We start from the raw sequence: 22,440 nt of genomic DNA, 5'->3' as shown, positions 1-22,440 counted from the left end.
GAACGGCCGCCGCCCGACGGCCCGTTCTTACCGGCCGAAGCACCCTGCACGCCGCCGGGCACACCCGAGGCTCCCGCGGAGGCAACCGCAGCCGGGCCACCCGCCGGGCGCGGGGCCTGCGGCGGCCCCGGGACGCGGGAGCGGGCCGCGACGGTACGACGGCGGAGCCTGTCCCGCCATGCCATGTGCTAACCGCCCTCGTTCATACGGGTGTTGATCCGGGCGATCTCGGCGACCCACTGCCGGCGTTCGTCATGGGTCAGGTCGAGGATCTCCTCGCGCCGCCAATGGAAGTGGTAGGCGACGTACGCGATCTCCTCCCGGAGCCGGGGAAGGGCGTACGTCACGATTCCCCCAGGCGCCCACCCGAGAGGTCGACCTCGAAGCCGCCCTCGCAGTGCGGGCAGGTCACCGCGGCGCGGGTGTGGCCCTCGCTGTTGACGCGGCGGTAGAAGTCCTGGAGGAAGGCGACGTCGGTGGCGTACATCCGCTCCACGACCCCGGCGTGCACGTCGGTGATCGTGCCGATCCGGGTGATCACCTGGCTCAGCAGGACCACGCTCAGGTACGCCGGGTTCTCCTTGACGCGCAGGTCGATCTGCGGACGCAGTTCGTCGCGTGCCGTGGCCAGGCGCATCGCGCCGTGCCGGTGCACGGTGCCCGCCTCGTCGACGTATCCGCGCGGCAGCTCGAACTCGAACTCGGTGCGCAGCCCGTGCTCCTCCCGGCGCGGCGCGGCGGCCGGGGCGGGCGCCGCCACCGGCTCGTGTGCGGCGGCGGGGGCGGGCTCGGTCGCCTGGAGGATCTCCTCCAGGCTGCCCGCCGTCACCGTACGGCGTCTCATTCGACCACGATCTCCTCGAACACGATCGTGACGGACTCGGTCGCCGCGGACGACTCACCCGCGCGCAGCGACGGCCCCTCCCACCGGGAGGCCCAGCCCTGCATGAGCTGGATGCGGCGCACGGTGCTGCCCTCGGAGTCCTTGATCTCGATGGTGAGGTTCTGCCGGGCCGAGTTGACCGCCCCGTTGTTGAGGGTCTCCTTGATCCAGTTGGTGAACTCGCTGCTCTGGTCGAGTCCCCGGGTGATCGTGATCTCGCCGGCCTGCCGGGCGCCCGGCTGCTTGCGGATGATCTGCTTGCCCTCCGCGGTGACCTGCTTGACCTCGACGACCTCCTCCTCGACGGTCAGGCCGCTGATCTCCTGGATCGATTCGACCAGGTAGCCGCCGAGTTGCACGCCGAAGACGTGTGTGGACAGTGCGTCGCCCGTTGCCATGACTGTCTGTCACCCTTTCCTGTGGACCCGCGGGTCACTCGTCGATGAGGCTGGTGCTGTCGGAGAACTGGGCCAGCCGGAACACCACGAACTCCGCGGGCTTGACCGGCGAGACGCCGATCTCGCAGACGACGCGGCCCTGGTCGATGGACTCCTGCGGGTTGTTGTCACGGTCGCACTTGACGTAGAACGCCTCCTCGGCCGTACGGCCGAACAGCGCGCCCCGGCGCCACTCCTCGGTGAGGAACGCGGTGACGTTGCGCCGGATGCTGGACCACAACCGGTCGTCGTTGGGTTCGAAGACGACCCACTGGGTGCCCAGGAGGATGGACTCCTCCAGGTAGTTGAACAGGCGGCGCACGTTGAGGTAGCGCCAGGCCGGGTCGGAGGACAGGGTGCGCGCGCCCCAGACCCGGACCCCGCGCCCGGGAAAGGCACGCACGCAGTTGACGCCGATCGGGTTGAGCAGGTCCTGCTCGCCCTTGCTCAGCCGCAGCTCCAGGTCGACCGCGCCGCGGACCACCTCGTTGGCGGGCGCCTTGTGCACCCCGCGTTCGGCGTCGCTGCGCGCCCACACGCCGGCGATGTGGCCGCTCGGCGGGACGGTGGTGTTGCGGCCGGCGGCCGGGTCGAAGACACGCACCCACGGGTAGTAGAGGGTGGCGTAGCGGGAGTCGTAGCCCGCCTCGTCGTTGCGCCAGGTGCGCACCTGCTGCGCGGTGAGGCCGGGCGGGGTGTCCAGGACGGCGACGCGGTCGCCCATCTGCTCGCAGTGCGAGATCACGGCGAGCTGCACGGTGCGCACGCCCTCGGCGTCGATATCCCCGCGCTGGTAGGCGCTCATCAGATCCGGCACCGCGACCATGGTGATCTCGTCGATACTCTCCAGACCGCCGAACCCGGTGCGGGCGCCCGCGTCGCCGACGTACTCCGCCGGGTCGAGGCGGGCCACGTCGGAGGCCGTCGCGGCGGGCGCGGCCGGGGCGTCGGGCACGGCGAGCGTCTGCGCGGCCGGCCGGGTCTGGGCGGTGCCCTGCTGCTCGGCGACCTGGATCAGCCTGGAGGCGCGGACCTGGTTGACGAGGTAGCCCTTGACGTTCTTGCGGACCGAGGCCTCGTAGGTCTCCGCGACCTGGTCGCCCTGGCGGACCAGGACCTTGAAGCGGTCCTCCGGCGGGTTCTCGCCGTCGGCGTCCGCGATCTCCACGGAGACCCCGGTGACACCGGGCCGGGCCGCGACGAGGAAGCCGCCGAGGGCGACCGGCTGCGCTGCCGGGGCCTGCCGCCGGGCGGCGTCGCCCGTCGCGGGGGCCGAGGCGTCGTCGGCGCGGCCGCCGATGCGCACGATGTAGGCGGCGCCGCCACCGTTGGCGAAGTAGCCGTAGACGGCGTGCGGCAGATAGGCGCCCTCGGTGAAGCCGCCGAAGAGCTGGGTGTACTGGTCCCAGCTCGTGACCAGGGTCGGCGTGTGGAACGGGCCGTTCCCGGCGAATCCGACGAACGCGGCGACGGCGGTGCCGACCCCTTCGATCGGCCGGGCACCGGACTGCACCTCCTCCACGTACACGCCCGGGGTGAGGTACGTCGGCATGCTCGCTCCTTCGGGTCCTGCGGCTCGTTCGGCTCGTCCAGCTGTGTCCAGGGCGAGTCTGCGCGGCCGGGGGCAGCGACCGGCAGGGACGCGGGGACCATGCCGGGGGCAGCACCGCTGCCCCTCCCGCCCGCCGCGGCGGCCCCTTCGCCGCCCCCGCCTGCCCCCGGCGTGCCCCGATGTCCCTGGACGGACCCGCGGGCCGGGCGGTCCACTGAGGGCCGCAGCAGGGGTGTGCCGACGAGGAGGCAGCGCAGTGCGAAGGTCCGGGGCACACGCCGAGCAGGACGAGGTGCGGCAGGACGCGGACGGCCAGGCCGCCGCCCGCCGCGAGACGGGCGCCGGCGCCGCCGTGCCGCCGCCGCTCACCGCCGACGCACTGCGGACGGCACAGGGCGACGCGGGCAACGCCGCGGTCGGTGCCATGATCGCCCGCCGGGTCCGTCCCGTGACGGTCGAGGAACAGCCCGACCCGGGCGTGCACGAGGTGCTGCGCGGCTCCGGCAAACCGCTCGCCGCACCGGTCCGCCAGGACATGGAATCCCGCTTCGGGACCGACTTCTCCGACGTGCGCCTGCACACCGGGGCCGCGGCCGCGCGCTCGGCCCGCGCCATCGGAGCCCGGGCCTACACCTCGGGCAGCCATGTCGTCCTCGGCGACGGCGGCGGCGACTCGCACACCCTGGCGCACGAGCTCACCCACGTCGTCCAGCAGCGCCAGGGGCCCGTCGCAGGAACCGACAACGGGGCCGGACTGAGCGTGTCCGACCCGTCCGACCGGTTCGAGAAGGAGGCGGAGGCCACCGCCCACCGGGTCATGAACACCCCGGCCCCCGCTCCGGCCCAGGACGCGCACGCGCACGCGCATGTGCACGGCTCCGGCGACCTCGGCACGGCCCGCGCGGTGGGCCACCGGGCGGCGGCCGGCGGCCCGGCGGCACAGCGGGCCGCCGTGGACGTCCAGCTGCGGGAACTCGACATCCAGGGCGGCGGCGGCGAGGGTCCCACCACGATCCGTTCCGCGTCCGACCTGATGGTGTGGCTGGTGGGCCACCCCACGCGGCCGGCCCCGCTCAACTGGGCGGAACCGGCCGTCCTTCAGCGCGTCCTCGCACAACTCGAGCGACTGGACGGCCCCGTGGGCGGCGACGCGGTGTGGGGTGCCGTGCGGTCCGTCGTCGAAGCCCGGGCGGCGGCCCAGCAGGGAAGCGACTCCAGCAGCGATTCCAGCAGCGACAGCGAGAGCGGCGGCGGCTTCTTCCGCCCCACCCGGGCCCGCGGCGACAGCAGCAGCGAGAGCAGCAGCGACGAGGAGTCGGACAGCACCAGCGTCGCCTCCTCCCCGTCCCTCACCGGAGAGGACTGGGACGAGGGCCAGTGGGACCAGGACGACATCGGCCTGGCGCAACCGCACGAGTTCCGCCGCGAGATGTCCGACGAGGAGCGCACCCGGCGCCAGGCCGAGGTGACGCAGAGCCTGTCCGGCTACCGCCTGGTCGGGTTCCACGGCACCCACGTCGAGAGCATCGGCAGTCTGATCGCGCACGGACCCGACGCGGAGAAGTTCGGCAAGGGGGCCGGCACCGGCAAGGGCAACGGGTTCTACGTCGCACCGGTCGTCGCGCCCGCCGGGAAGTCGGCGTCCGGCTCCGGCGCCGCGAAGAAGGAGGCGCGGCAGTGGGGCGGCTTCCTGGTCGCCGTCTATGTGCGCGAGGACGTCGAGGTGGTGGAGGCCGACGGCGCGTCCGACGACGGCTTCGCGTTCGAGAGCGGAAGCGAGAGCGGCGCCGCCGAGGCCGCCGGGCCGGTGATGACGTACCACGGCTCCGACGAACTGGTCATCCCCGAGGAGTTGTTCGGCAGCGTGCGGCTGGTCCGCAACCCGGACGACTTCGCGATGGTGTCCGACCCCGGCCTCGACGCGGTGCCGTACGAGGACGGGGTGAGCGAGTACAGCAAGGCCAAGAAGAAGAAGTGACCCGGCCGGCGGGGGCGGCCGCGGCTCAGGCGCCGACGGCCGCCTGGAGGTAGGGGCCGAACTCGCCCTCCAGGACCAGCCGGCCCAGCTTGCGGTACTCCTGCGCGATCGCCGTCACCAGCCCGTCCATGGTGAGGGGCGCGCCGGACTCGGCCGCGAGGTAGGCGGCGGTCACCGCGCACGCCCGGATGGAACCGCCGGCCAGCTCGAAACGGTCGGCGCAGAAGGCGAGGTCCAGGTCGGCGGCGCGGGGCAGCCGGCCGCCCAGGCAGCGCTCCCACAGCGCGAGCCGCTGACCGGCGTCGGGCACGGGGAAGTCCGCGACCACGTCCAGCCGCCGGGTGAACGCCTCGTCCAGGTTGGCCCGCAGGTTCGTGGTCAGCACCGCGATCCCGTCGAACGACTCCATGCGCTGCAGCAGGTACGCCGACTCGATGTTGGCGTGCCGGTCGTGCGCGTCCTTCACCTCCGAACGCTTGCCGAAGATGGCGTCGGCCTCGTCGAAGAGCAGCACGGCGTTGACCGCCGACGCCTCGGTGAAGATCCGCTCCAGGTTCTTCTCGGTCTCCCCCACGTACTTGTCGACGACCGTGGACAGGTCCACCACGTACAGGTCCATGCCCAGGTCGGCGGCGACGACCTCGGCGGACATGGTCTTGCCGGTGCCCGACTCGCCGGCGAACAGGGCGATCACACCGCGGCCCCGGCCGCCGCCGGGCCGCATCCCCCACTGCCCGAGCACCTGCTCGCGGTGGCGGGCGCGCAGCGCGAGTTCCCGCAGCCGCCGGTGGGTGGCCGGCGGCAGCACCAGGTCGTCCCAGCCGACGCCCGGCTCTACCCGGCGGGCGAGCCGGTCGAGCCCCGCGCCGTTCTGCGCCCGTACGGCGGCCCGCAGGTCGTCGGGGCCGACCGGGCGCCCCGCGGCGGCGGCCGTGCGCACCGCCACGTCGGCGGCGCGGCCCACCTGCCGGGCGTCCAGGCGGTGCGCGGCGACCGCCTCCACGAGGCCCGGCACGTCGTCCGCGGTGCGGCGCCGCTCCGGGCCGTGGGCGTCGTCCGCCGTGGGGCGCGCTCCCGGGCCGGGGGCGTCGTCCATGGTGAGGCGCCACTCCGCGCCATGGGCGTCGTGTGCGGCGGCCCGTTCGAGGGCGTGCCGCCAGCGCGCGGCCTGCCGCTCGGGCGACGGCGCCGGCACGGCCAGGGTGACCGGCGTGTCGGCGGCCCATTCCGGGTCCCAGCCGATCGAGCCGTGCGTGATCAGGGGAATGCCGCGCAGCGCCGCGCACACCGCCCGTACGGCGCGGGCCCGTTCGGCCGGTTCCCCGGGGAGCGCCTGAAGGGGGCCGAGGACGACGGCGGCGCCGGTGAGCCGGGCTTCCAGAGCCACGAGACGGGCCAGTTCCGGTACGTCGCCCGGGCGGCGGGCGAGCGCGGCCGCGTCCAGGGCGAGCGGGGGCGGTCCGGCCGTGCGCAGGGCGGCGACGGCGAGTCCGGCGGCGTCGCCGCCCCGGCTGCGCAGATGGACGAGCCCGATGCCGACCGCGGCGGCGGCCGCCGCCCGCCGCACGTCCGCCGGATCGGCGGTCGGGTCCGGGTGGACGTCGTCGAGAACGCCGGCGAGCCGGGCGTCGGGCCGGTCGTGGCCGAGCAGGTGCGCGGTGACCCGGTCGGGCACGGTCACCACCCGGGACAGCGGGGGCCGTTCGGGCTCCCTGACCTCCACCAGGCCGCCGTCGACGAGCGGTGCGCCGGGGGCGAGCCGGAACCGCGCGGCGACCGCTCCGGCCGGCCCGCACAGTTCCAGGGCGAGCCCGACGGTCGGGCGGCGGCGGGTCAGGTCGTCGTTGAGGTAGCCGTAGAGGCGCTCGAACCGGGCGTCGATATCGGGCGCTACGGCGACCAGGAGCAGGTCCAGGTCCAGCGGGGACAGCCCGAACCGCCGGGCGAGACGGCCGAGGACGGACCCGGCGGGCGGCTCCCACGGCTCGTTCGGGGGTACGTCGAGACCGCCCGGCTCGTCCAGGAGCCGGGCGACGGCCTCCGGCGCGAGGTACTGCCCGCGGTAGGGATCACCGGGATCGGGATCACCGGCCCGCCGCCCGGCCACGGCCCGCCGCACCCGCCCCTCGACGACCGCCAGCCGCCCCCACAGCCCGTCCGCACCACCGGACCCCGACGGCACGGCCGGAACGGCCCCGCCGGAGTGGTCGGCGGCGGTCTCGCCGTCGACGGGGCCGGCGGCCTCGACGCTGGAGGGGCCGGGGCCGGGGGGTGCCGGGGCGGCGGACGCGGGGTGGCCGGACTCGCCGGTAGCGGGGGCCGCGGCTCCGGAGACGCCGGGATCGGCGGACACAGGCGCGGCTGGCACGGCGGTCTCGGCGGGACCGGGCGCGGTGTGGCCGGAGTTGCCGACGGCGGGGGCCGCGGCTACGGACGCCCCGGGGGCGGCGTACGCCGGGGCCGCGGGCACGGCGGGGCCGGACGCTGCGGCCGCGGCCGCAGCCCCGGACGCGCTCGGCTCGGCAGGGGTCGGCTCGGCAGGGGTCGGGGCGGCATCGGCGGTGCCGAGCCCGGCGGCTGGAGCCGCGGGCGCGGCGTCGGCGGCGTTGCCGGGTGCGGTGGGCGCCCCGGCCCTGGGGGACGTCCGCGTGCGGTTCGGGGTGGGGGTCATGGCTGGCGGTCTCCTCGGCGGCGGCGGGTGGGGGCGGGGCCGCGGTCGCGGGGGCCGGCGAAGCCGTCCGGGCCCGGGTCGGTCGTCTCCCGGTAGCGCAGCCGGCGGCCCGGTGCCGCCCCGCCGTCCGCGCCGCGGGTGGCCGAGCGCACGACGAGGCCCTCGGTGACGGGCGCGGCGGCCGCCCGGGTCACGCCGGCCAGCGGCGCCCGCACCCGGGCCTGGAGCGACGCCTTCAGCTCACCGCCGAGCGCCGACCACACGTCGGCGGGGGACGGTGTGTAGTCCCCGGCCCCGGTGGTGTCCAGTGCGACGGTCAGCCCGAGGTCGGCGAGCGTGCCGGTGAGCAGCCGCGCGGGCAGTGTCTCGGTGGACACCAGCGTCCCCAGCACCTGGGACAGCAGGCGGTGTTCGTCCTGCGGGCGGCCCGCCCACGCCGTGACCAGGTACGTCAGCTCGAACCAGCGCGGCGGGCTGCGCCGCGCCACGAGGTGCCCGTCCGCGTCGTACACCTCCCCGGCGCCGCTGCCGCGCCGGGTGGCGTCCTCCCGGATGTCGTACAGGAAGACGCAGACGGTGGGGGCGCTGCGGCGCGCGGCCCAGTCCCGGGTGGGGGCGTCGAAGACGACCTCGACGCCGGACGCCTCCAGACCGGACTCGGCGAGCAGCCGGCGCAGCGCCTCGTCGACCTCGTGGATCACCGGCGGGTCACCTCGTCCGGCGGCTGGATGCTGCCGTTGACCACCAGGAAGTCGGTGGTCACCGGGGAGAAGCCGGGCCCCTTGGCGATGATGACGCGCGGTCCCGTCTGGTCCTTGGCGAGGATGAGGAGCTGGCCGATGAAGGTGCCGTCGGGTCCGGGGACGGTCGGCGCCGCCGCCGCGGTGATCCCGGGCTTCCAGGTGAAGCGCACCGGCGCTCCGGGCGGGAAGTCCTTGCCGCGCACGGAGGTCACGAAGCCGGGCTTGCCGATGGCCGGCACCGCCACGATGCGCGGCTGGAGGATGCGCAGCCGTGTCCGGGCAGTGTTGTCGCGCGGGTCGGCGTCGGTGCCGGTGGTGGTGAGCCGGCCGGTGACCCTGCCGGTGGTCGCCTTGTCGGGGCTGAGCACGATGCGGACGACGGTGCTGGTGCCGGGTTCCAGGTCGGGCAGCGCGCACGCCCAGGTGGCGTCGCAGCCGGGCGGCGGACCGTTGTGGGGGATGCCGTCGGGCAGGCCGATGCGCAGCCGCAGCCCGGTCGCGAGCGCGTTGCGGCCGTTGCGCACGGTGTACGTCACCACGACCCGCCCGCCGACGTAGCCGGGGTCGGGCTGTGCGGTGACCCGCACCCCGGGTCCGGCCGCGGGCGCGGGCGGCTCGGGCGGCACGGTCGGCGTCGGCCTGGGTGCCGGAGCCGGGGGCTGCGTCGGAGTGGGAGTCGGAGTGGGGGTGGGCGTCGGCGGGGGCGGTGCGGCCTCGCGCACCGGGACCACGGTCCGGCCGGCGTTGTCGCCGGGCTCCGGGTCGAGCACCGTGCCGGTGACCGACCAGCCGACCGGCTGGTCCCCGGGGAGGAGGCCGGTGAGGGTGACGTCCACGGTGACGGTGGCGCCGGGACCCACGACGCCGACGTCGCAGGTCAGCGCCGTGGCGTCGCAGGTGCCACCGGGCCAGGTGACCCCGGTGACGCCGACGCCGGACGGCGGGGCGATGGTCAGGGTGGTGCCGGGGGACGCGGCGGGCCCCTGGTTCACCAGGTCCACGCCGATCGTGGTGGAGGTGCCGACGGGGACCTCGGGGGTGGTGCCGGGCGCCCGGACCGCGAGGTTCACCGACTGCTGGACGCTCGGCTCCTTCTGCCGGCCCGGCAGCGAGGTCATCAGATGGGTGAGCTTCCCGGTGGCCAGGTCCAGCACCTTCAGTTCCTCGGGGCTGTTGACCGCGCGATCGGGGCGCGCGCTGATCACCAGGCGGGTGCCGTCGGCGGTCCAGGCGGCGTCGCGCGGCTGGAACGGGCCGGTGGCTTCCGGCAGTTCGCGCCGGCAGGCGCCGGGCAGGTCGCGGGCCGTGGGCGGCAGCAGCACCCGGCAGTCGTCGCCGGTCAGGGAGGTCAGTACGAGGCCGGCGTGTTCGTCGATCCGGCCGCCGCCGTTCTTGCGGTTGAAGACGAGCGAGCGGCCGTCGGGCGAGAACGCCGGGCTGTCGTCGATGACGTCGCAGGCGCCCGGGCAGATGGTGGCGCTCAGGTCCCGCTGCCGGTCCAGCCGGGTCACCGGCACCGTCCACACGTGCTTGTTGCCGCCGTCCCCGCCGATCACCTCGTTACGGGTGAACGCCAGGGTCGTGCCGTCCGAGGACCAGGCGGGCTGGGCGTCTTCGCCCGCCCGCTCGCCGGCCGGCGGGGTGATCTGCCCGGTGATCGCACCCGTCGCGACGTCCGCGATCAGGATGCGGCCGGGCCCGCCGACGCCGCCCGGCGATGTGCGGGTGAACGCGAGGTACTTGCCGTCGGGGGAGAACGTCGGGTCGGTGTCCCAGTCGGTCTCGCCGCGCCCCGCGAGGGGCAGCCTGGCAGGGTTTCGGCCGTCGGCGTCCACCATCCAGATCCGTTCGACCCGGCCGTCGCCGCCGTCCTCGAAACGGGTCACCGCGATACGGCGGCCGTCGGGCGTGTAGTTCTGCCGCTCGGTCCACGGGTCGAACTTCGCGGAGGGCCGGAACAGCGGGTCCTGCGCCGGGTCGGTGTTCGTGTCGGCCGCCGGGTCCTCCTTGAGGATGGGCAGCCCGAGGTCGCGCGGGTCGGAGCCGTCCGCCCGGACGTCCTGGAGCGTCACCTCGTGGCCGTCGGCCGCCGTGTCGCGTTCGACGACCGCGCGGCCGCCGTCGCGCGGTCCGAGCCAGGTGACCGAGGTGACCTCACGGTTCTCGCTGAGCACCACCTGGGGCGTGGCCTCGGAATGCGCGGGCACGCGGAACACATGGTCCCAGTTCCCCTCGCAGCTGCACGGCCGGTCGGGGCTGAGGAATAGCACGTCGGTCCCGTCGGGCAGCCAGGCTGCCCCCCGGGTGCGCCAGCCCGCCTGCGCGCCCGCCAGCAGCGGCCCGTCGGTGGTCCCGTCGGTCACCCGGAGCCGGGGATCGCGCTGCCCGGTGGCGACGCCGGTGTACGCGATGAGGCCGCGGTGCGCGGCGTCGTCGACCGGGTTGAACACCGGGTCGGTGGCGGTGCCGTTCGCGGGGTCGGTGACCCGGGTCGCGGTCCCGCCGGCCAGCGGCCGCACATGGATCTGCTCGCCGGCCAGGGCGTCGGCGTCGCTCGCGTACGCCAGGCGCCGTCCGTCGGCGGAGACCGTCGGGCACTCCTCGTTCGCGGGGGTGTCCGTGAGCCGCGTCAGACCGGTGCCGTCGGTGCGCACCCGCCACAGGTCGCGCTGCTTCCTGCCGCCCGGGCCGCCCGGCCCGGACGCGTCGAACACCACGGAGCGCCCGTCGGGGGTGAGCCGGGGGTGCGCGGCGTCCATGCCGGTGGTCAGGCGCCGTACGGAGCCGTCGGCCGCGCGCAGGTAGATCTGCGGCTGCCGTTCGTCGCGCAGGCTCGCGAAGACCATGAGGTCGCCGAGCGCGGACGGCTGGACGTCCTGGTGGGTCGGTGCCTCGCCGAACAGGGCGTCGGAGCGGGTGTCGGTGTCGGCGGCCACCCGGCCGAGACTGCGGTGCCGGGTGCCGGCGTAGGCGATCCGGGTGGCGTCCGCCGGGGCGGCGGCAGCGGCCCTCGGCACGGATCCGGCGCTGCCCGGTCCGGCCGCCGCGGTCACCCCGAGCAGGGGGACCAGCAGCAGCAACGACATTCCGAGTCTGCCCGGGCGGTACCGCCCGCCGCGGCCAGCGGTTCGCATGGAGGTCCCCCTCGCGCTCTGGTCAAGCACACGTGGGGTGTGCCCCCGCCACCCTGCGCCGGACGGACGCCGGGCGGCAGGGCGGCGGGGCCGTGCCCGAGGGAAGAGCGCGGTGTGCTTTCGGGCAGCGCGGTGTGCCTTCGGGCAGCACGGGTGCCTTCGGGCAGCGCCGGGGTGCCCGGCCGCCCTCAGATGAGCCCGTTGCGCAGCGCGTACCCCACCGCGTGGGCGCGGTTGCGCAGTTGCAGCCGGGTGGTGATCTCGTGCAGGACGTTCTTCACCGTCCGCTCCGAGTACGCCGTCTTGCGGGCGATCTCCGCCGTGTCCAGGCCCTCCGACACCAGGCGCAGCATGTCCGCCTCGCGGGTGGACAGCGTGGACAGCGACACGCTGCCCGGGTCGAGGGCGGAGCGCTGCGCGCTGCCGACCTGGCTGAGCAGTCTGCCGAGCAGGTCGCCGGGGAGCACGCCCTCGCCGTTGGCCGCGGCCTGGACCAGATGGACGAGCCGGTCCTGGTCGGCCTCCGCGCGCCGCAGCACCGCCGGGACGCCGCACTCCAGGACGCGTTGCAGCGCGCCGGAACCGAGGGTGCCGACGACGAGGCCGACCCGGGTGGCCGAGTTGACGCGCAGCCGGTTGAGCAGGTCGGCCACGGGGTCGTCGACGGTGTCCACGACCACCAGGGACACCTGCGCGTCCTCGGGGCCGGTGTCGCCGAGCAGGTCGATCTCGGGGCGCTGGCGTAACTGCTGGACGACGCCGGCGCGCAGGATCGGATCGGCGGCGTAGACGGTCACGCTCACCCGCGGCGACGGACCGGGCCGGGCGGCCAAGTACGCGGGGGCGGTGCGGTGTTCGTGGGAGGTGGCGAGGGATTCGTGGGAGGTGGCGAGGGATTCGTGGGAGGTGGCGAGGGGTTTGTGGGAGGTGGCGAGGGACATGGCGAAGCTGCTCTTCTCTGCACGGGACGTGGGTGCGGTCGCCTGGCGGGACACGGGTCCGGTCACCTGACGGGACATGGGTGCGGTCACCTGTTCGTGAGCTGAGGGGAGGATCGTCTGGACGGGACGACCCCGCGAAGGCGGCGCGCGGGCGCCGGGAAGTGACTTCAACGACACGGTCTCCACAGGGAGTTGACGGTGGCCCTGCGGGCACCGGAACTGCCCGGAATTTGCCCTCGCGCCCCTCGGCGCGGCCGGGCGGACGCTTCTAGCGTGGCGGTGTGACGCCTTCTGCAGCCTCTTCCGGTCCCGGTACGCCCGGACTCGACATCCCGGTCGTGACGGTGGCCCCGGGCGGCACCGCGACGACCACTCTCACCGTCCGGAACGACAGCGACATCGTCGAGGCCTACAGCCTGGAGGTCGTCGGGGACTGCGCGCCCTGGTCCACGGTGGAACCCGCGCGCGTCTCCCTGTACCCGGGCACGTCCGAGACGGTGACGATCCTCCTGGAGCCGCCGCGCTCCCCGGAGGTCCGGGCCGGGGAGACGCCCCTCGCGGTGCGGGTCCTGCCGGCCGAGCACCCCGACGCGGTACGGGTGCCCGAGACCACCGTGCACATCGAGGAGTTCCACGAGCTGCGCACCGAGCTGCTCCCGCGCCGCCGGCGCGGCTGGCTGCGCGGCCGTTACCGGCTGGCGGTGCGCAACGAGGGCAACACCCCGGTGCAGGTGGGCTTCACCCCGGGCCAGGCGGGCGAGGAACTGGCGTTCGCGTTCAGCCCGGCCGAGCCGAGGCTGGAGCCCGGTGAGTCGGCGGAGACCGGGCTGCGGGTGCGCACCGGCAAGCCGGTGTGGTTCGGCGCCCCGGTGGTGTGGCCGTTCACGGTGGTCGCCGCCGAGACCGGGGAGCAAGACGCGGCGCGGCCGGACGACAGCGTCCACCGGCCCGCGCTGGAGGCGGAGTTCGTTCAGATCCCGCTGTTCCCGAAGTGGTTGATCGCCCTGCTCGCGGCGCTGCTGGCGCTGCTGCTGGCGTGGTTCGCGCTGGTCCGGCCCGCGGTGCGCAGCGCCGCGAAGGAGGCGGCGCACGAGGCGGTGCAGCCACGCCCCACCACGGCCGGGGACCCGGGCGACGCCGGCGGGCCGGGCGGCGCAGGCGGCGGCGCGAGCGCCCCGCCCGGCGTCCGCACGCCGGGCCAGGGGCAGGGGCAGGGGCAGAGCCAAGGTCCGGGGGCCGGCGACGGCGGCACCGGGGCCGGGCCCGGCACGGCGGCCGGCGGTCAGCAGAGCTCGGCGACGATCGACCTGACGACCTCCGGCGGGGAGACCAGGTCCGGGACGTACAAGGTGCCCGAGCAGAGCGTGTTCGGTGTGACGGACATCGTTGTCGCCAACTTCCAGGGTGACGAAGGGGTCATGACGATCACCTTCGGCGACCGCAAGATCACCACGATTGCGCTGGAGACGTTCCGCAACCAGGACTACCACTGGGTCACCCCTATCAAGATCTCCGCGAACGACACCGTGACCATCGAAGTGACCTGCGCGAAGCCGGGCACGCCGGCCACCGGCCGGCGTGCGCAGGGCTGCCACGAGGTGCTGAACGTGAGCGGAGTGCTCGGTCGTACTGACCAGTAGATCGGACGTCGCGCTTCCGAATCATTCTCGGTCGGTGGTGACTACATCTGTAAAGTGTGACCGCGGGTTCAGTCCGGAAATCGACAACCCCTGGTCCGAAAATGACACACCGTGATCATTGGCTGTCGGGGGGCACAGGTGCCTTCGCGTCGCGGCTCGCGCGCAGGGACGTCGTTTCCGCTTTTGACGAGTCGGAAGGACACGGCTCCCGGGGGCTCACCACTCGACCCGCCACACGAGGACTGACGCCACAGGTGATCAAGACGTGACCTGCGCGTGGGGCAACCTCTCGGGGGCCGGCCGGGTCAAGGGGACATGATCCGATGCCTTGCCCGTACCGGTGCGGTGCTCGCTGCCGCATCCCTGCTGCTGACCGCCTGCTCCGGCACGCCCGACGCCCCGGCGCCCACACCCGCCGCACACCCTGTCTTCAGCCAGAAGCTGGACCGTCAGATCTTCCTCGCGCTGCGCCGGACCCAGCAGGCCGGTAACGCCGCCTTCACTCAGACGATCACCTTCACGTCGAAGAAGGGCCGGGCGATACAAACGGTCCGCGGGCGGCTGGACTTCGCGCAGGGAGCGGGCGCGGCGACGGCCAAGTGGGAGTTGTCGCCCGGCCTCTCGAAGGACGTACGGGACACGGTTCTCGGGCTGACCCCCGGCAAGGGCAATGCCGACGCCTCGGGCAGCATGCTCGTGGACCGCTGGACCATCCGCTACCGCGCCGGATCGGCGGCGTACTGGCTGCAGTACCGGATGGGTGACGTCGAGACGTACTCCGCGGAGGACAACATCGAGTCCTTGCGCGGGACCGAGGCGCCGATCGGCGGGACGCTCTTCGAAGGGCTCGGAGCGGCGCAGGCCACGTCCCAGCGCGGCGAGGGGTCCGGGCGCGTCTATCAGGCCAGGATGCCGAGTTCCACCGCGTGGGACATCTTTCCCGAGGACCTCAGGCGCCACCTGTCCACGGAGAAGGAGGGCATCATGTCCTATCGCGAAAGTTCCCCGGTGCCGGTGAGCGTCTCCGTGGACGGGCAGGGCCGTGTCACGCACGCGCGCGCCGACTTCTCCAAGGTTCTGCGGCACGAGGAAAGCGCCTTCAAGGACATGACCTCCCTGATCATCGACCTGCGACTCGCCGGACACGGCACGTCGCAACCGGGTATGAAGGCCGACGGTCCAACCCGGGCTGCCCCTGACGCCGTCCACCGGGTGGCGTCGGTCAAGCGCGGCGGCTGCATCGACTTCAGCACCGGGCAGCGCTACATGCCCACCGTCGTGGACGTGCCGTGCACGGGTCCGCACGACGCGAGGATCTTCGGCCAGGAGAAACTCGGCCGGGTCTATCCGGGTGCCGAGGAGGCACGGCAGAGGGCCGATGACGCCTGCCTCACCGCCTACGACCGAGCCCCCGCCGGCTGGACCGCCGAATCGGCCGTGGCCCGCCAGATTTGGTACATGTGGCCGACCGAATACGCATGGAACCACGACGGAGGCCGTGCCACCTGCTACGTCATCACGCGCAGGGGTGCGGCAGTGGATTGACAGCGCACCGCTGCCGGTCCCCCGGGGTGCGCCGGCCTCGTACGCGATCTCGCCCGCATTCGAGAACCGACCTTCCGCACCGACGCCGAGGAAGCCGCCGCGACGGCCGCTCCTGTCGCCGCGTGGTGCCCTGGGTCGGGCAAGTCGGACGGCAGGCCCTGCGCGCAACTGTCCGGCATCTGCAGGACGCACTCCTGCCACAGCCGCCCACAGAACAGCTCAGCTGACCTGACTGACCGTAAACGCTCCTCGATTCATTCCCGGAAGGCCGCCATGAGCTGGGACGTACTCCTCCTCCGCCTGCCCGACGACCTCACCTCCGTGCAGGACATCCCCGCCGACCACACCCCGGAATCGCTCGGCCGGCGATGCGACGTGCTCGCCGCTGTCGCGCAGGCGTGTCCCGAGGCCGATCTCTCGGACCCCACCTGGGGTGAAGTTTCCGGCCCCAGTTGGTCCATTGAGGTCAACATCGGCTCAGAAGACCCCGTTGAGTCGCTCATGCTCCATATCTGGGGCTCCGGTGACGACGCGCTGACGCCCGTCTTCCGGCTCGCCGAGGCTCTGAGGTGCAAGGTGTTCGACTGCGCCGAAGGAGAGCTGATCGCTCCGGGGCAAACGCCAGGCTGGCGCACTTTCCAGCAGTTCCGCGATCGAGTGGTCGGCCCCTCTCGGTGATGCGTCCCGGTTGCAGCACTAGCATCCGCCCCATGCACCCTGAAGCCCGTGTGAGCGTTGCGAACCTCCTTCCGCCCGGTCGGATGGTGACGTCCGACGAAGGCGACGGAGACGTCCAGCCTCTGTGGCTCAGTGACGGGCCGGCCACGGCCGAGGTGTGGAAGCGGATGCACGCGGAACACACACGCTCCGGCCTGTGGCCGCTACTGCTCGACTCGCTGCATCCGAACGACGGCGAATTCCGCCCATGGGAATCCGGAGAGCTCTTCCCCGAACGGATGTCCTCCCCAGCAAGCCACGACGCTGCCGGCCTCCTCGCACAGTGGTGGGCGACGTACACAGCCGTCGACGAAGACGACGACGCGCTCGACGCCGACAGACGCCTCGCCGTCACGACCCCCTTCGGACAGACCTGGCCCGGCCTCGCGCCCAGCCGGAAAGCGGCAACCAACCCCGATCAATTGGCTGCCGACTTCGCGCAGGAGTTCCTCGCCAACCGCCCACGGACACGTCTGGGGTTGGTCGCCGCGGCGTCCGGTGCCGAGGCGCTGACGGCCGTGGGCTGGGACGGACCCTGCAACTACGACAACGACACCGCGAAGTTCTCCGCCGTCGTCCGCGACTGGGAGCACCGGTTCGGCGCCCGTGTCATCGCGGTCGGCTTTTCCACACTGCACCTCAGCGTCGCCGCGCCGCCGGCGAATGAGCATGAGGCTCTCCTGGTCGCGGCCGAGCACTTCGCCTTCTGCCCGGACAACATCTGGCAGGGCAGCAGGCCCTACACGTTGGCCGCGTATTCCGACCGGATCACCAACGCCCGTCGCTGGGACTTCTGGTGGGACTGATCCCCTCCCGGCAAACGCTCATCCATCCCGAGCGAAAGGACCCTCGGGCGGTCCGTGCGCCCGGCCGGCGCCCGTGAACAGGTCACCCTCCAGCACCTGGGCGTCTCGGTCACCGACGGCGTGCTGCACAGCGCCAGTTACCCCCTCGACTCCGCCCGCAAGGTGACGGCCGCTCACCCGGGCCGCGACGGCGGGCCGGACAGCACGACGGAGGTCTACGTGCCGTCCGGCCCGGACGCATCCTGCAGGGCGTCGGCATGGGCGGCACCGGTGCGTGCGATCGCACGGGGGAGGAGGGCCGCCACGCGGTGGGGCACCTCCCGTGCCCGCAGGCCTCCGGCGGAGCGCGCACCAGGCGTCGCGATCCCGGCATGCGCCGAAAGACAAGTCCAGGCACTGCGTAGGCCTGCGGCTGCTTGCATTGCTCGTCGCCGCGCTCTTCATGCGAAGTGATCGGTGCCCCCGGCCGGAGGTCGCCGGCGCACGGATCCTCCGCCTTCGGCCGGCCGAACTACTCAGGCCGAGCTGTCCAGTTCTCCGGGACGAGTGGCGCGGGCATCAGCCACGCAGCGAACGCAATCTGAGCCAACAGCTGGATCAGCAGCGGCTCCGACGTGCTCCCGGCCAGCAGAGGCCACGTGAACAGTGCCATCGGGAAGGCCAACGCGGCTCGGAACGCCGGGACGCTCATCTGCGTATGCGCAGCGCCCGCGGCGAGAGCAAGGAGCAGCGTCGGGACGCCGATGAAGGAAAACATACCGATGCTGATCCCCAGGACGTGGGTGAACGAGTCCTCCCAAGGCACCACGAGGGCGATGAGCACCCAGGTCACAACGTAGAGGAGGAGATACGTCAGAACGCATCGCGCGACTCGCATCAAAACCCGGCGCGGCCCGGGTTCAGCCGAGGTCCGGGTCCCCTGCATCAGCATCCCCTCACGCATTGCCCATCCGTCCAGTTCTGCGATCGCCGGCCGGCGTCCGTGACGTAGTCCATCAGGCCGCTTCGTTGGCACCTTGCCTGGGGTCCGCGCACAGGAGCGTCGGACCGCGACAAATTGAAGAGGCACCTCTTCAGTTCGGCGTGGCAGCATGCGGCAATGGTCCTTCGACACCCCGACGGCGATTATGCGATCACCGTGATGTACTCCGTGCCCGATGACGCCTGGTATCTCGAACTGGATCTTGTGGCCGGCCAACGAAATCTCGTGACCGCGATCGTCCCCGACGAGGATCCAGGGCGGGAGCCGACAGTGTGCTTCAACCCGCACGCGGAGCACGTGGACGTCCCGTACGAGGTGATGCGCTGGTTCATGCACCAGGTCGATGACGAGATCCGCACCTCGCGAGCCTGGATGCGGCTGAGGCCGGAACTCGTCGAAATCATCTACCGACTCCGTCAGGAGCACATGGGTGTCATCGACGATGACGGCTTGCGTCAGGTTCTGGCTGACGTGCGCGCCGCGGTTCCCGAGGCAGACCTCCCCGCGGTTCTGGAGGCCGCCTTCGGGCGGAATCCTGACGGCAGCACCGTGGAACCTCCCCAAGTCCCCAAGCCTGTAGACGGCCAAGGCGACAGGCCTTAGGCACCAAGCGGCTTGTCCGCAGGGCCGTCCATGAACTGAGTCGTTCTGGCGGGAGATGGCATTCTGGCTCCGTGCACGGCACCGAATACGACCAGCCCATCCCGCTGTCCGCCTGCTGGCTCCACTGGATCGCGATATCCACCGGTGACCAGGCCGGCCTCATGAAGATCATGGGGCTCTCGCGGCCCAGCCCGATCACCTTCGCCGCCGCGGCAGAACTCATCGACACGGACGCCCACGACCACAGGAGCCCGGACAGCCTCAGCCGGGTCTACGTCAGCCCGGAGCTGGACGGCTGGACCCTGGTCGTCGGTCGCTGGTGTAACCCCAGCGACAGCGACCGCAGCGATGACCTCCTCCACGTATGCACTGAACTGAGCAAACGGTACGGGCAGGCCCACGCCTATTACTACGGTGAACAAGGCGACGGCTCCGCCTGGCTCGTCACCGCCCACGGCACTGTCCTGCGGCGCTACTGCGAGACCGGGCAGGGCGAAGACGAACTCCTCACTCTCGGCGAACCTCTGCCCTACGAGCAGGCGCGGCGCGAGCAATTGGGACTGTCGGCCACATGGGACGCGGCGACGGAGGACGAGGAAGCCGAGGAGGAGTGGAGGTGTGCCACCTACGTCATGGCTCCCGAGATCGCGGCACAACTCGGACCGAGCCCACGCACGATCGGCGCGCACACACTCGTCCGCGGCAACGGCGTTCTGGCCTCCACCCCCGTAACCGCCGAACGCCGTTGAGGAGAAACGTCGCGCATGCTGGCGTTCCAGGCATCCGCGCTGGACGGAGTCGCCGGCAATCCGGCGCTGCCGACACAGCTGCTCCTGCGTCTGCTTGCCTTCGAGGGCGAGGGCGAGGGCGAGGGCGAGGGCGAGGGCGAGGGCGAGGGCCCAACCCGTCATGCCCTCCATCGGGACGGACTCCCTGAGTCGGCCGTCACGATGATCCTGGCCCACCCGAACCCGGGCGCCCGGATCGACTTCCCCATGAGCGCCACGGCGGAGCCTGCACAGCGGGCCCGGCTCGCGGACGATCCTTCTCCCAGGGTGCGGGCTGCTCTCGCCTACGGACCCGAGTCGTACGGATCACGTAGGAGTTCGGCGGTGACATGGGCGTCCCATCGGCACTCCCACAGCGAGGCGACCCGTCGTACCTCGGTGTCAGGGTCGGCCAGGAGCGCCGACTGCTCGCCCGGCGCCAGGTCCTCCCATGCACGCGCGGCACGTCGGCGCGCCGCCGGATCGGCCTGCGGGGCCGGCGAGGCCACGAACGACGGCGTCAGATGAGGCGATTCCAGCAGGGCCGTCCGGACAGACGAGACCGCCGTCCTGGACCGGACCGGTGTCCCCGTCTGACCGCTGAGCGAACCGACTTGCTCGCGCTCTCCAGCGAAACCGCGATCAACCGCTCGCGCATGAAGTGCAGACCTAGAGTCACTTCAGTCGCTGTCCGGCTGCCAAGTAGCGGTTTTACCTGTGGATGTGTGCCGAGGGCCCTGTCGCGCGGCGGTGCGCCCTCCCAGCCCCGGACGTCCTCGGCCAGCGTGGAGAGGAAGCTGTCGAGGCCGGCGCCGTCCCAGCTCCGTATCGAGGTCTCGATACTCACCCATCGGCCGCGTGCCTTCACGAGAAAGTCGAGCGTCGGGTCTCCATGCGCACTCGTCGGCTCGGAGGACAGCCGGTGGACCGGTCGCGGTCCGGGGGCTCCGACCCGGACCGACAAGCAACCGAGACGGATTCGGGGAGCGCAGGGATCAACGATGCCGACGAACCCACAACCACACACCGACCACGACCACCAGCCCCGCGAGGAAGCTCCACAGCGTCACTCCTTGATCGGGGCCGGCCGTCAAAGCCTGTGAGTTCATGAAAAGCCCCTGCCCGAGCTCGCCATTGCCATGCGGTGACGGTGACCGGACCTCGCGCAGCGGGGGTTTGCTCACAGCGGCACGGCGAAGTCAGGCCGTCGGCAGCTTTCCTGTCTGGTCCGGGCAGTAGACCTGGACCGCCGCCGGCACCAGGGCCGCTGCCTGTTCGGGTGCGAAGTTGTGGAAGATGGCGTACTGCATCGCGTCGCCGTACGAGCTGGTTTTCAGCGTTGCGCAGATCTCCGTCCCGGTCGAGCCGCGCTTGTCGGCCAGCTGGTCCGTTTCCATGTCGCCCAGGCCGTAGGGGTCGGCGGCCGCGACCGCGTCGGCGTACTTCTTGTCGTCGCCGGTCGGCCCGCTCGACGAGCAGCCGACGAGTACGAGCCCGGCGAGCAGGGCGCCCGCGACGGTGGTGATCTTTCGTCTCATGGTGTCATCATCGCCGCCCCGATGATCATGCTGGTAGTCACGTGATGGATCCGTGACGACTCGGGCAGTCGCTCCCTGCCGCGGGCCTCCCCCAGGGGCACCGGTCCGTGATCGACTGGGGTTCATGACACAGCTGAGCCGCATATACGTGGACGAGTGCCGGGGCGGGAACGAGGGGCTGCGGGACGTCGTCGCGCGCGCCGCGCTGCCGCCCGTGTACGGCGACGCCTGGCGCAGTTATCTGCTGCCTCGGCCGTGGTTCGTGGAGGCGGAGGAAACCGCCGCCTTCGCACGTGACTTGGAGGATCTGTTCGCTCTTCTCGTCTCGCTGCCGGACCGCCTCTTCGACGGGGCCCCGGAGCGGTACGCGGCCGCGCTCGGGCTCGCGCCCCGGCATGCGGCCCTGCTGCGGCGCTCGGCCGACGGGTACCCGGCGAAGCTGGGGCGCGCCGACGTCTACCACGACGGACATGGTTACCGGCTCCTGGAGTTCAACCTCGGCAGCGAGGTCGGCGGCATGGACATGGCCGTGTGCAACGCGGCGCTGCTCGGTGTCCCGGAGTTCTCCGCCTTCGCCGCCGCGCACGGGTTGGAGTACGTCGACACGGCTGCGCGGCTCGCGGAGGACCTGCGCGAGCGGGCCCGGCCGGCGCTGCGGGGCGATGCCGTGGAGCCCGTGATCGGCTTGATCGAGGGGAACGGGGGCGTCGCCTCGTACGGGCCGTTGATGCAGGCGATGCGGGAGACGATGGCCGTGCAGGGTCTTGACCTGCGGATCGGCGAGGTGAGTCAACTACGCACTCGTGCCGACGGGAAGCTGACCCTGGACGGCGCTCCCCTCGACCTGGTGCTGCGCAACTTCGGCGCTGGCCAGCTGCTCGACGACCCGGCGGGCCCGGAGGTGGCCGAGCAGTTGTTCCGCGCGCACGACGCGGGGCGGACGGTGCTGTTCACCACGCTGGAGAGCGGGTTGTACGCGCACAAGAACGCCCTTGCCATGTTGTCCGACCCGCGCTGGGCGGGCGCCTTCGAGGAGGCGGAACGGAAGCTGGTGGAACGGGTGCTGCCGTGGAGCCGCACGCTGGGCCCGGCGACTTCTGCGGCTCTCCTGGCGGAGTGCCACGAGCGCCGCGAGGAGCTGGTCGTCAAGCCGGGCGCGGGCCATGGGGGTCTGGACACCTTCGCCGGCTGGGAGTGCTCCGACGCCGAGTGGGGTGCGGCGCTGGTGACGGCCGTCGAGCGCGGTTGCCTGGTGCAGGAGCGGGTGGTCCCGCGCGCCGAGCCGGTCCTCGATCCGGCGACCGGCGCGGTCGAGGAGTGCATCGCGGTCCTCGGCATCTTCCTCACCTCGCGCGGCTTCGCAGGCGCGCACGCCCGCGTCAACCGGGCGGACGGGGGTGCGATCGTGGGCTTGAGCAGCAACCCGGGCACCCGGATGGCGTGCGTGTTCACCCACGCGTGAGGACTCGGCAGGGGGCCGGCCGTTTCGGCACGGTCGGTGCG

The 22,440-nt window shown here is 72.7% G+C and carries 20 protein-coding genes; 9 read left to right on the top strand and 11 right to left on the bottom strand.

Features of this window, described 5'->3' with window-relative positions:
- Positions 1 to 188: 188 nt before the first annotated feature.
- The 4 genes from ACZ64A_RS27315 to ACZ64A_RS27300 are packed head-to-tail and all read right to left on the bottom strand — an operon-like array spanning position 189 to position 2,872.
- Positions 189 to 347: a DUF6760 family protein gene (locus tag ACZ64A_RS27315; RefSeq protein WP_366840198.1), complete on the bottom strand. Its 159-nt coding sequence runs from the start codon at positions 345 to 347 to the stop codon at positions 189 to 191.
- Complete coding sequence (locus tag ACZ64A_RS27310; protein WP_469813985.1) at positions 344 to 844, bottom strand: hypothetical protein; 501 nt, start codon at positions 842 to 844, stop codon at positions 344 to 346. Before ACZ64A_RS27310 ends, ACZ64A_RS27315 begins: the two co-directional genes overlap by 4 nt.
- Positions 841 to 1,281 (bottom strand): phage tail protein, encoded by a 441-nt coding sequence (locus ACZ64A_RS27305; protein WP_361621916.1) that lies wholly within the window; start codon positions 1,279 to 1,281, stop codon positions 841 to 843. Before ACZ64A_RS27305 ends, ACZ64A_RS27310 begins: the two co-directional genes overlap by 4 nt.
- Before the next feature lie 34 nt (positions 1,282 to 1,315).
- Complete coding sequence (locus ACZ64A_RS27300; protein WP_391825074.1) at positions 1,316 to 2,872, bottom strand: phage tail sheath family protein; 1,557 nt, start codon at positions 2,870 to 2,872, stop codon at positions 1,316 to 1,318.
- A gap of 256 nt (positions 2,873 to 3,128) precedes the next feature.
- Here ACZ64A_RS27300 and ACZ64A_RS27295 point away from each other — a divergent pair, with 256 nt between their 5' ends.
- The gene (locus ACZ64A_RS27295) at positions 3,129 to 4,850 is read left to right on the top strand and encodes an eCIS core domain-containing protein (RefSeq protein ID WP_469813982.1); all 1,722 of its coding nucleotides are present in this window, start codon (positions 3,129 to 3,131) and stop codon (positions 4,848 to 4,850) included.
- A 25-nt stretch (positions 4,851 to 4,875) separates the two neighbouring features.
- On the opposite strand, the gene ACZ64A_RS27290 is transcribed toward ACZ64A_RS27295, so the two are convergent.
- The 4 genes from ACZ64A_RS27290 to ACZ64A_RS27275 all read right to left on the bottom strand — a co-directional run bounded on the left by ACZ64A_RS27290 (position 4,876) and on the right by ACZ64A_RS27275 (position 12,339).
- Positions 4,876 to 7,521, bottom strand: a complete 2,646-nt coding sequence (locus ACZ64A_RS27290; RefSeq protein ID WP_469813981.1) for an AAA family ATPase — start codon at positions 7,519 to 7,521, stop codon at positions 4,876 to 4,878.
- The gene (locus ACZ64A_RS27285; RefSeq protein ID WP_469813979.1) at positions 7,518 to 8,222 is read right to left on the bottom strand and encodes a Pvc16 family protein; all 705 of its coding nucleotides are present in this window, start codon (positions 8,220 to 8,222) and stop codon (positions 7,518 to 7,520) included. Before ACZ64A_RS27285 ends, ACZ64A_RS27290 begins: the two co-directional genes overlap by 4 nt.
- Positions 8,219 to 11,350: a hypothetical protein gene (locus tag ACZ64A_RS27280; protein WP_469813977.1), complete on the bottom strand. Its 3,132-nt coding sequence runs from the start codon at positions 11,348 to 11,350 to the stop codon at positions 8,219 to 8,221. The genes ACZ64A_RS27285 and ACZ64A_RS27280 overlap by 4 nt, the downstream gene beginning before the upstream one ends.
- Before the next feature lie 236 nt (positions 11,351 to 11,586).
- Positions 11,587 to 12,339: a helix-turn-helix transcriptional regulator gene (locus ACZ64A_RS27275; RefSeq protein ID WP_469814308.1), complete on the bottom strand. Its 753-nt coding sequence runs from the start codon at positions 12,337 to 12,339 to the stop codon at positions 11,587 to 11,589.
- Positions 12,340 to 12,620: 281 nt separating this feature from the next.
- On the opposite strand from ACZ64A_RS27275, the gene ACZ64A_RS27270 reads away from it, so the two are divergent.
- The 4 genes from ACZ64A_RS27270 to ACZ64A_RS27255 all read left to right on the top strand — a co-directional run bounded on the left by ACZ64A_RS27270 (position 12,621) and on the right by ACZ64A_RS27255 (position 17,047).
- The gene (locus ACZ64A_RS27270) at positions 12,621 to 13,979 is read left to right on the top strand and encodes a COG1470 family protein (RefSeq protein WP_469813975.1); all 1,359 of its coding nucleotides are present in this window, start codon (positions 12,621 to 12,623) and stop codon (positions 13,977 to 13,979) included.
- 315 nt (positions 13,980 to 14,294) lie between these two features.
- The gene (locus tag ACZ64A_RS27265) at positions 14,295 to 15,524 is read left to right on the top strand and encodes a hypothetical protein (RefSeq protein WP_469813974.1); all 1,230 of its coding nucleotides are present in this window, start codon (positions 14,295 to 14,297) and stop codon (positions 15,522 to 15,524) included.
- Between the two features lie 273 nt (positions 15,525 to 15,797).
- Complete coding sequence (locus ACZ64A_RS27260) at positions 15,798 to 16,202, top strand: hypothetical protein (protein ID WP_469813972.1); 405 nt, start codon at positions 15,798 to 15,800, stop codon at positions 16,200 to 16,202.
- Between the two features lie 32 nt (positions 16,203 to 16,234).
- Positions 16,235 to 17,047, top strand: a complete 813-nt coding sequence (locus ACZ64A_RS27255) for a DUF4253 domain-containing protein (RefSeq protein WP_469813970.1) — start codon at positions 16,235 to 16,237, stop codon at positions 17,045 to 17,047.
- A 511-nt stretch (positions 17,048 to 17,558) separates the two neighbouring features.
- Here ACZ64A_RS27255 and ACZ64A_RS27250 read toward each other — a convergent pair.
- Complete coding sequence (locus tag ACZ64A_RS27250; RefSeq protein ID WP_469813968.1) at positions 17,559 to 17,879, bottom strand: hypothetical protein; 321 nt, start codon at positions 17,877 to 17,879, stop codon at positions 17,559 to 17,561.
- 267 nt (positions 17,880 to 18,146) lie between these two features.
- Here ACZ64A_RS27250 and ACZ64A_RS27245 point away from each other — a divergent pair, with 267 nt between their 5' ends.
- From ACZ64A_RS27245 to ACZ64A_RS27235, 3 genes are all read left to right on the top strand, one after another.
- Positions 18,147 to 18,632 (top strand): hypothetical protein, encoded by a 486-nt coding sequence (locus ACZ64A_RS27245; RefSeq protein ID WP_469813966.1) that lies wholly within the window; start codon positions 18,147 to 18,149, stop codon positions 18,630 to 18,632.
- 71 nt (positions 18,633 to 18,703) lie between these two features.
- Positions 18,704 to 19,381 (top strand): hypothetical protein, encoded by a 678-nt coding sequence (locus ACZ64A_RS27240; protein WP_469813965.1) that lies wholly within the window; start codon positions 18,704 to 18,706, stop codon positions 19,379 to 19,381.
- 15 nt (positions 19,382 to 19,396) lie between these two features.
- Positions 19,397 to 19,927 (top strand): hypothetical protein, encoded by a 531-nt coding sequence (locus ACZ64A_RS27235; RefSeq protein ID WP_469813963.1) that lies wholly within the window; start codon positions 19,397 to 19,399, stop codon positions 19,925 to 19,927.
- Here ACZ64A_RS27235 and ACZ64A_RS27230 read toward each other — a convergent pair.
- Together ACZ64A_RS27230 and ACZ64A_RS27225 are read right to left on the bottom strand one after the other, a co-directional pair.
- Positions 19,920 to 20,426: a DUF6228 family protein gene (locus ACZ64A_RS27230; protein ID WP_469813961.1), complete on the bottom strand. Its 507-nt coding sequence runs from the start codon at positions 20,424 to 20,426 to the stop codon at positions 19,920 to 19,922. The two genes, ACZ64A_RS27235 and ACZ64A_RS27230, sit on opposite strands and share 8 nt — an antisense overlap.
- Positions 20,427 to 20,598: 172 nt before the next feature.
- The gene (locus ACZ64A_RS27225; protein WP_469813960.1) at positions 20,599 to 20,937 is read right to left on the bottom strand and encodes a DUF732 domain-containing protein; all 339 of its coding nucleotides are present in this window, start codon (positions 20,935 to 20,937) and stop codon (positions 20,599 to 20,601) included.
- 124 nt (positions 20,938 to 21,061) lie between these two features.
- Here ACZ64A_RS27225 and ACZ64A_RS27220 point away from each other — a divergent pair, with 124 nt between their 5' ends.
- Positions 21,062 to 22,399 (top strand): hypothetical protein, encoded by a 1,338-nt coding sequence (locus tag ACZ64A_RS27220; RefSeq protein WP_469813958.1) that lies wholly within the window; start codon positions 21,062 to 21,064, stop codon positions 22,397 to 22,399.
- The last annotated feature ends 41 nt before the right edge of the window (positions 22,400 to 22,440 follow it).

The organism is Streptomyces sp. NPDC104814, assembly GCF_055583185.1.
Note: the sequence above shows the minus strand (reverse complement) of the source record. Positions and strands in the feature narration are given on the sequence as shown.

Excerpts from the sequence above, each read along its gene's own strand:
- ACZ64A_RS27310 (WP_469813985.1), bottom strand. The coding sequence starts at position 844 with ATGAGACGCCGTACGGTGACGGCGGGCAGCCTGGAGGAGATCCTCCAG.
- ACZ64A_RS27305 (WP_361621916.1), bottom strand. The coding sequence starts at position 1,281 with ATGGCAACGGGCGACGCACTGTCCACACACGTCTTCGGCGTGCAACTC.
- ACZ64A_RS27300 (WP_391825074.1), bottom strand. The coding sequence starts at position 2,872 with ATGCCGACGTACCTCACCCCGGGCGTGTACGTGGAGGAGGTGCAGTCC.
- ACZ64A_RS27290 (WP_469813981.1), bottom strand. The coding sequence starts at position 7,521 with ATGACCCCCACCCCGAACCGCACGCGGACGTCCCCCAGGGCCGGGGCG.
- ACZ64A_RS27280 (WP_469813977.1), bottom strand. The coding sequence starts at position 11,350 with ATGTCGTTGCTGCTGCTGGTCCCCCTGCTCGGGGTGACCGCGGCGGCC.
- ACZ64A_RS27275 (WP_469814308.1), bottom strand. The coding sequence starts at position 12,339 with ATGTCCCTCGCCACCTCCCACAAACCCCTCGCCACCTCCCACGAATCC.
- ACZ64A_RS27265 (WP_469813974.1), top strand. The coding sequence starts at position 14,295 with ATGATCCGATGCCTTGCCCGTACCGGTGCGGTGCTCGCTGCCGCATCC.
- ACZ64A_RS27260 (WP_469813972.1), top strand. The coding sequence starts at position 15,798 with ATGAGCTGGGACGTACTCCTCCTCCGCCTGCCCGACGACCTCACCTCC.
- ACZ64A_RS27255 (WP_469813970.1), top strand. The coding sequence starts at position 16,235 with ATGCACCCTGAAGCCCGTGTGAGCGTTGCGAACCTCCTTCCGCCCGGT.
- ACZ64A_RS27245 (WP_469813966.1), top strand. The coding sequence starts at position 18,147 with ATGGTCCTTCGACACCCCGACGGCGATTATGCGATCACCGTGATGTAC.
- ACZ64A_RS27235 (WP_469813963.1), top strand. The coding sequence starts at position 19,397 with ATGCTGGCGTTCCAGGCATCCGCGCTGGACGGAGTCGCCGGCAATCCG.
- ACZ64A_RS27225 (WP_469813960.1), bottom strand. The coding sequence starts at position 20,937 with ATGAGACGAAAGATCACCACCGTCGCGGGCGCCCTGCTCGCCGGGCTC.
- ACZ64A_RS27220 (WP_469813958.1), top strand. The coding sequence starts at position 21,062 with ATGACACAGCTGAGCCGCATATACGTGGACGAGTGCCGGGGCGGGAAC.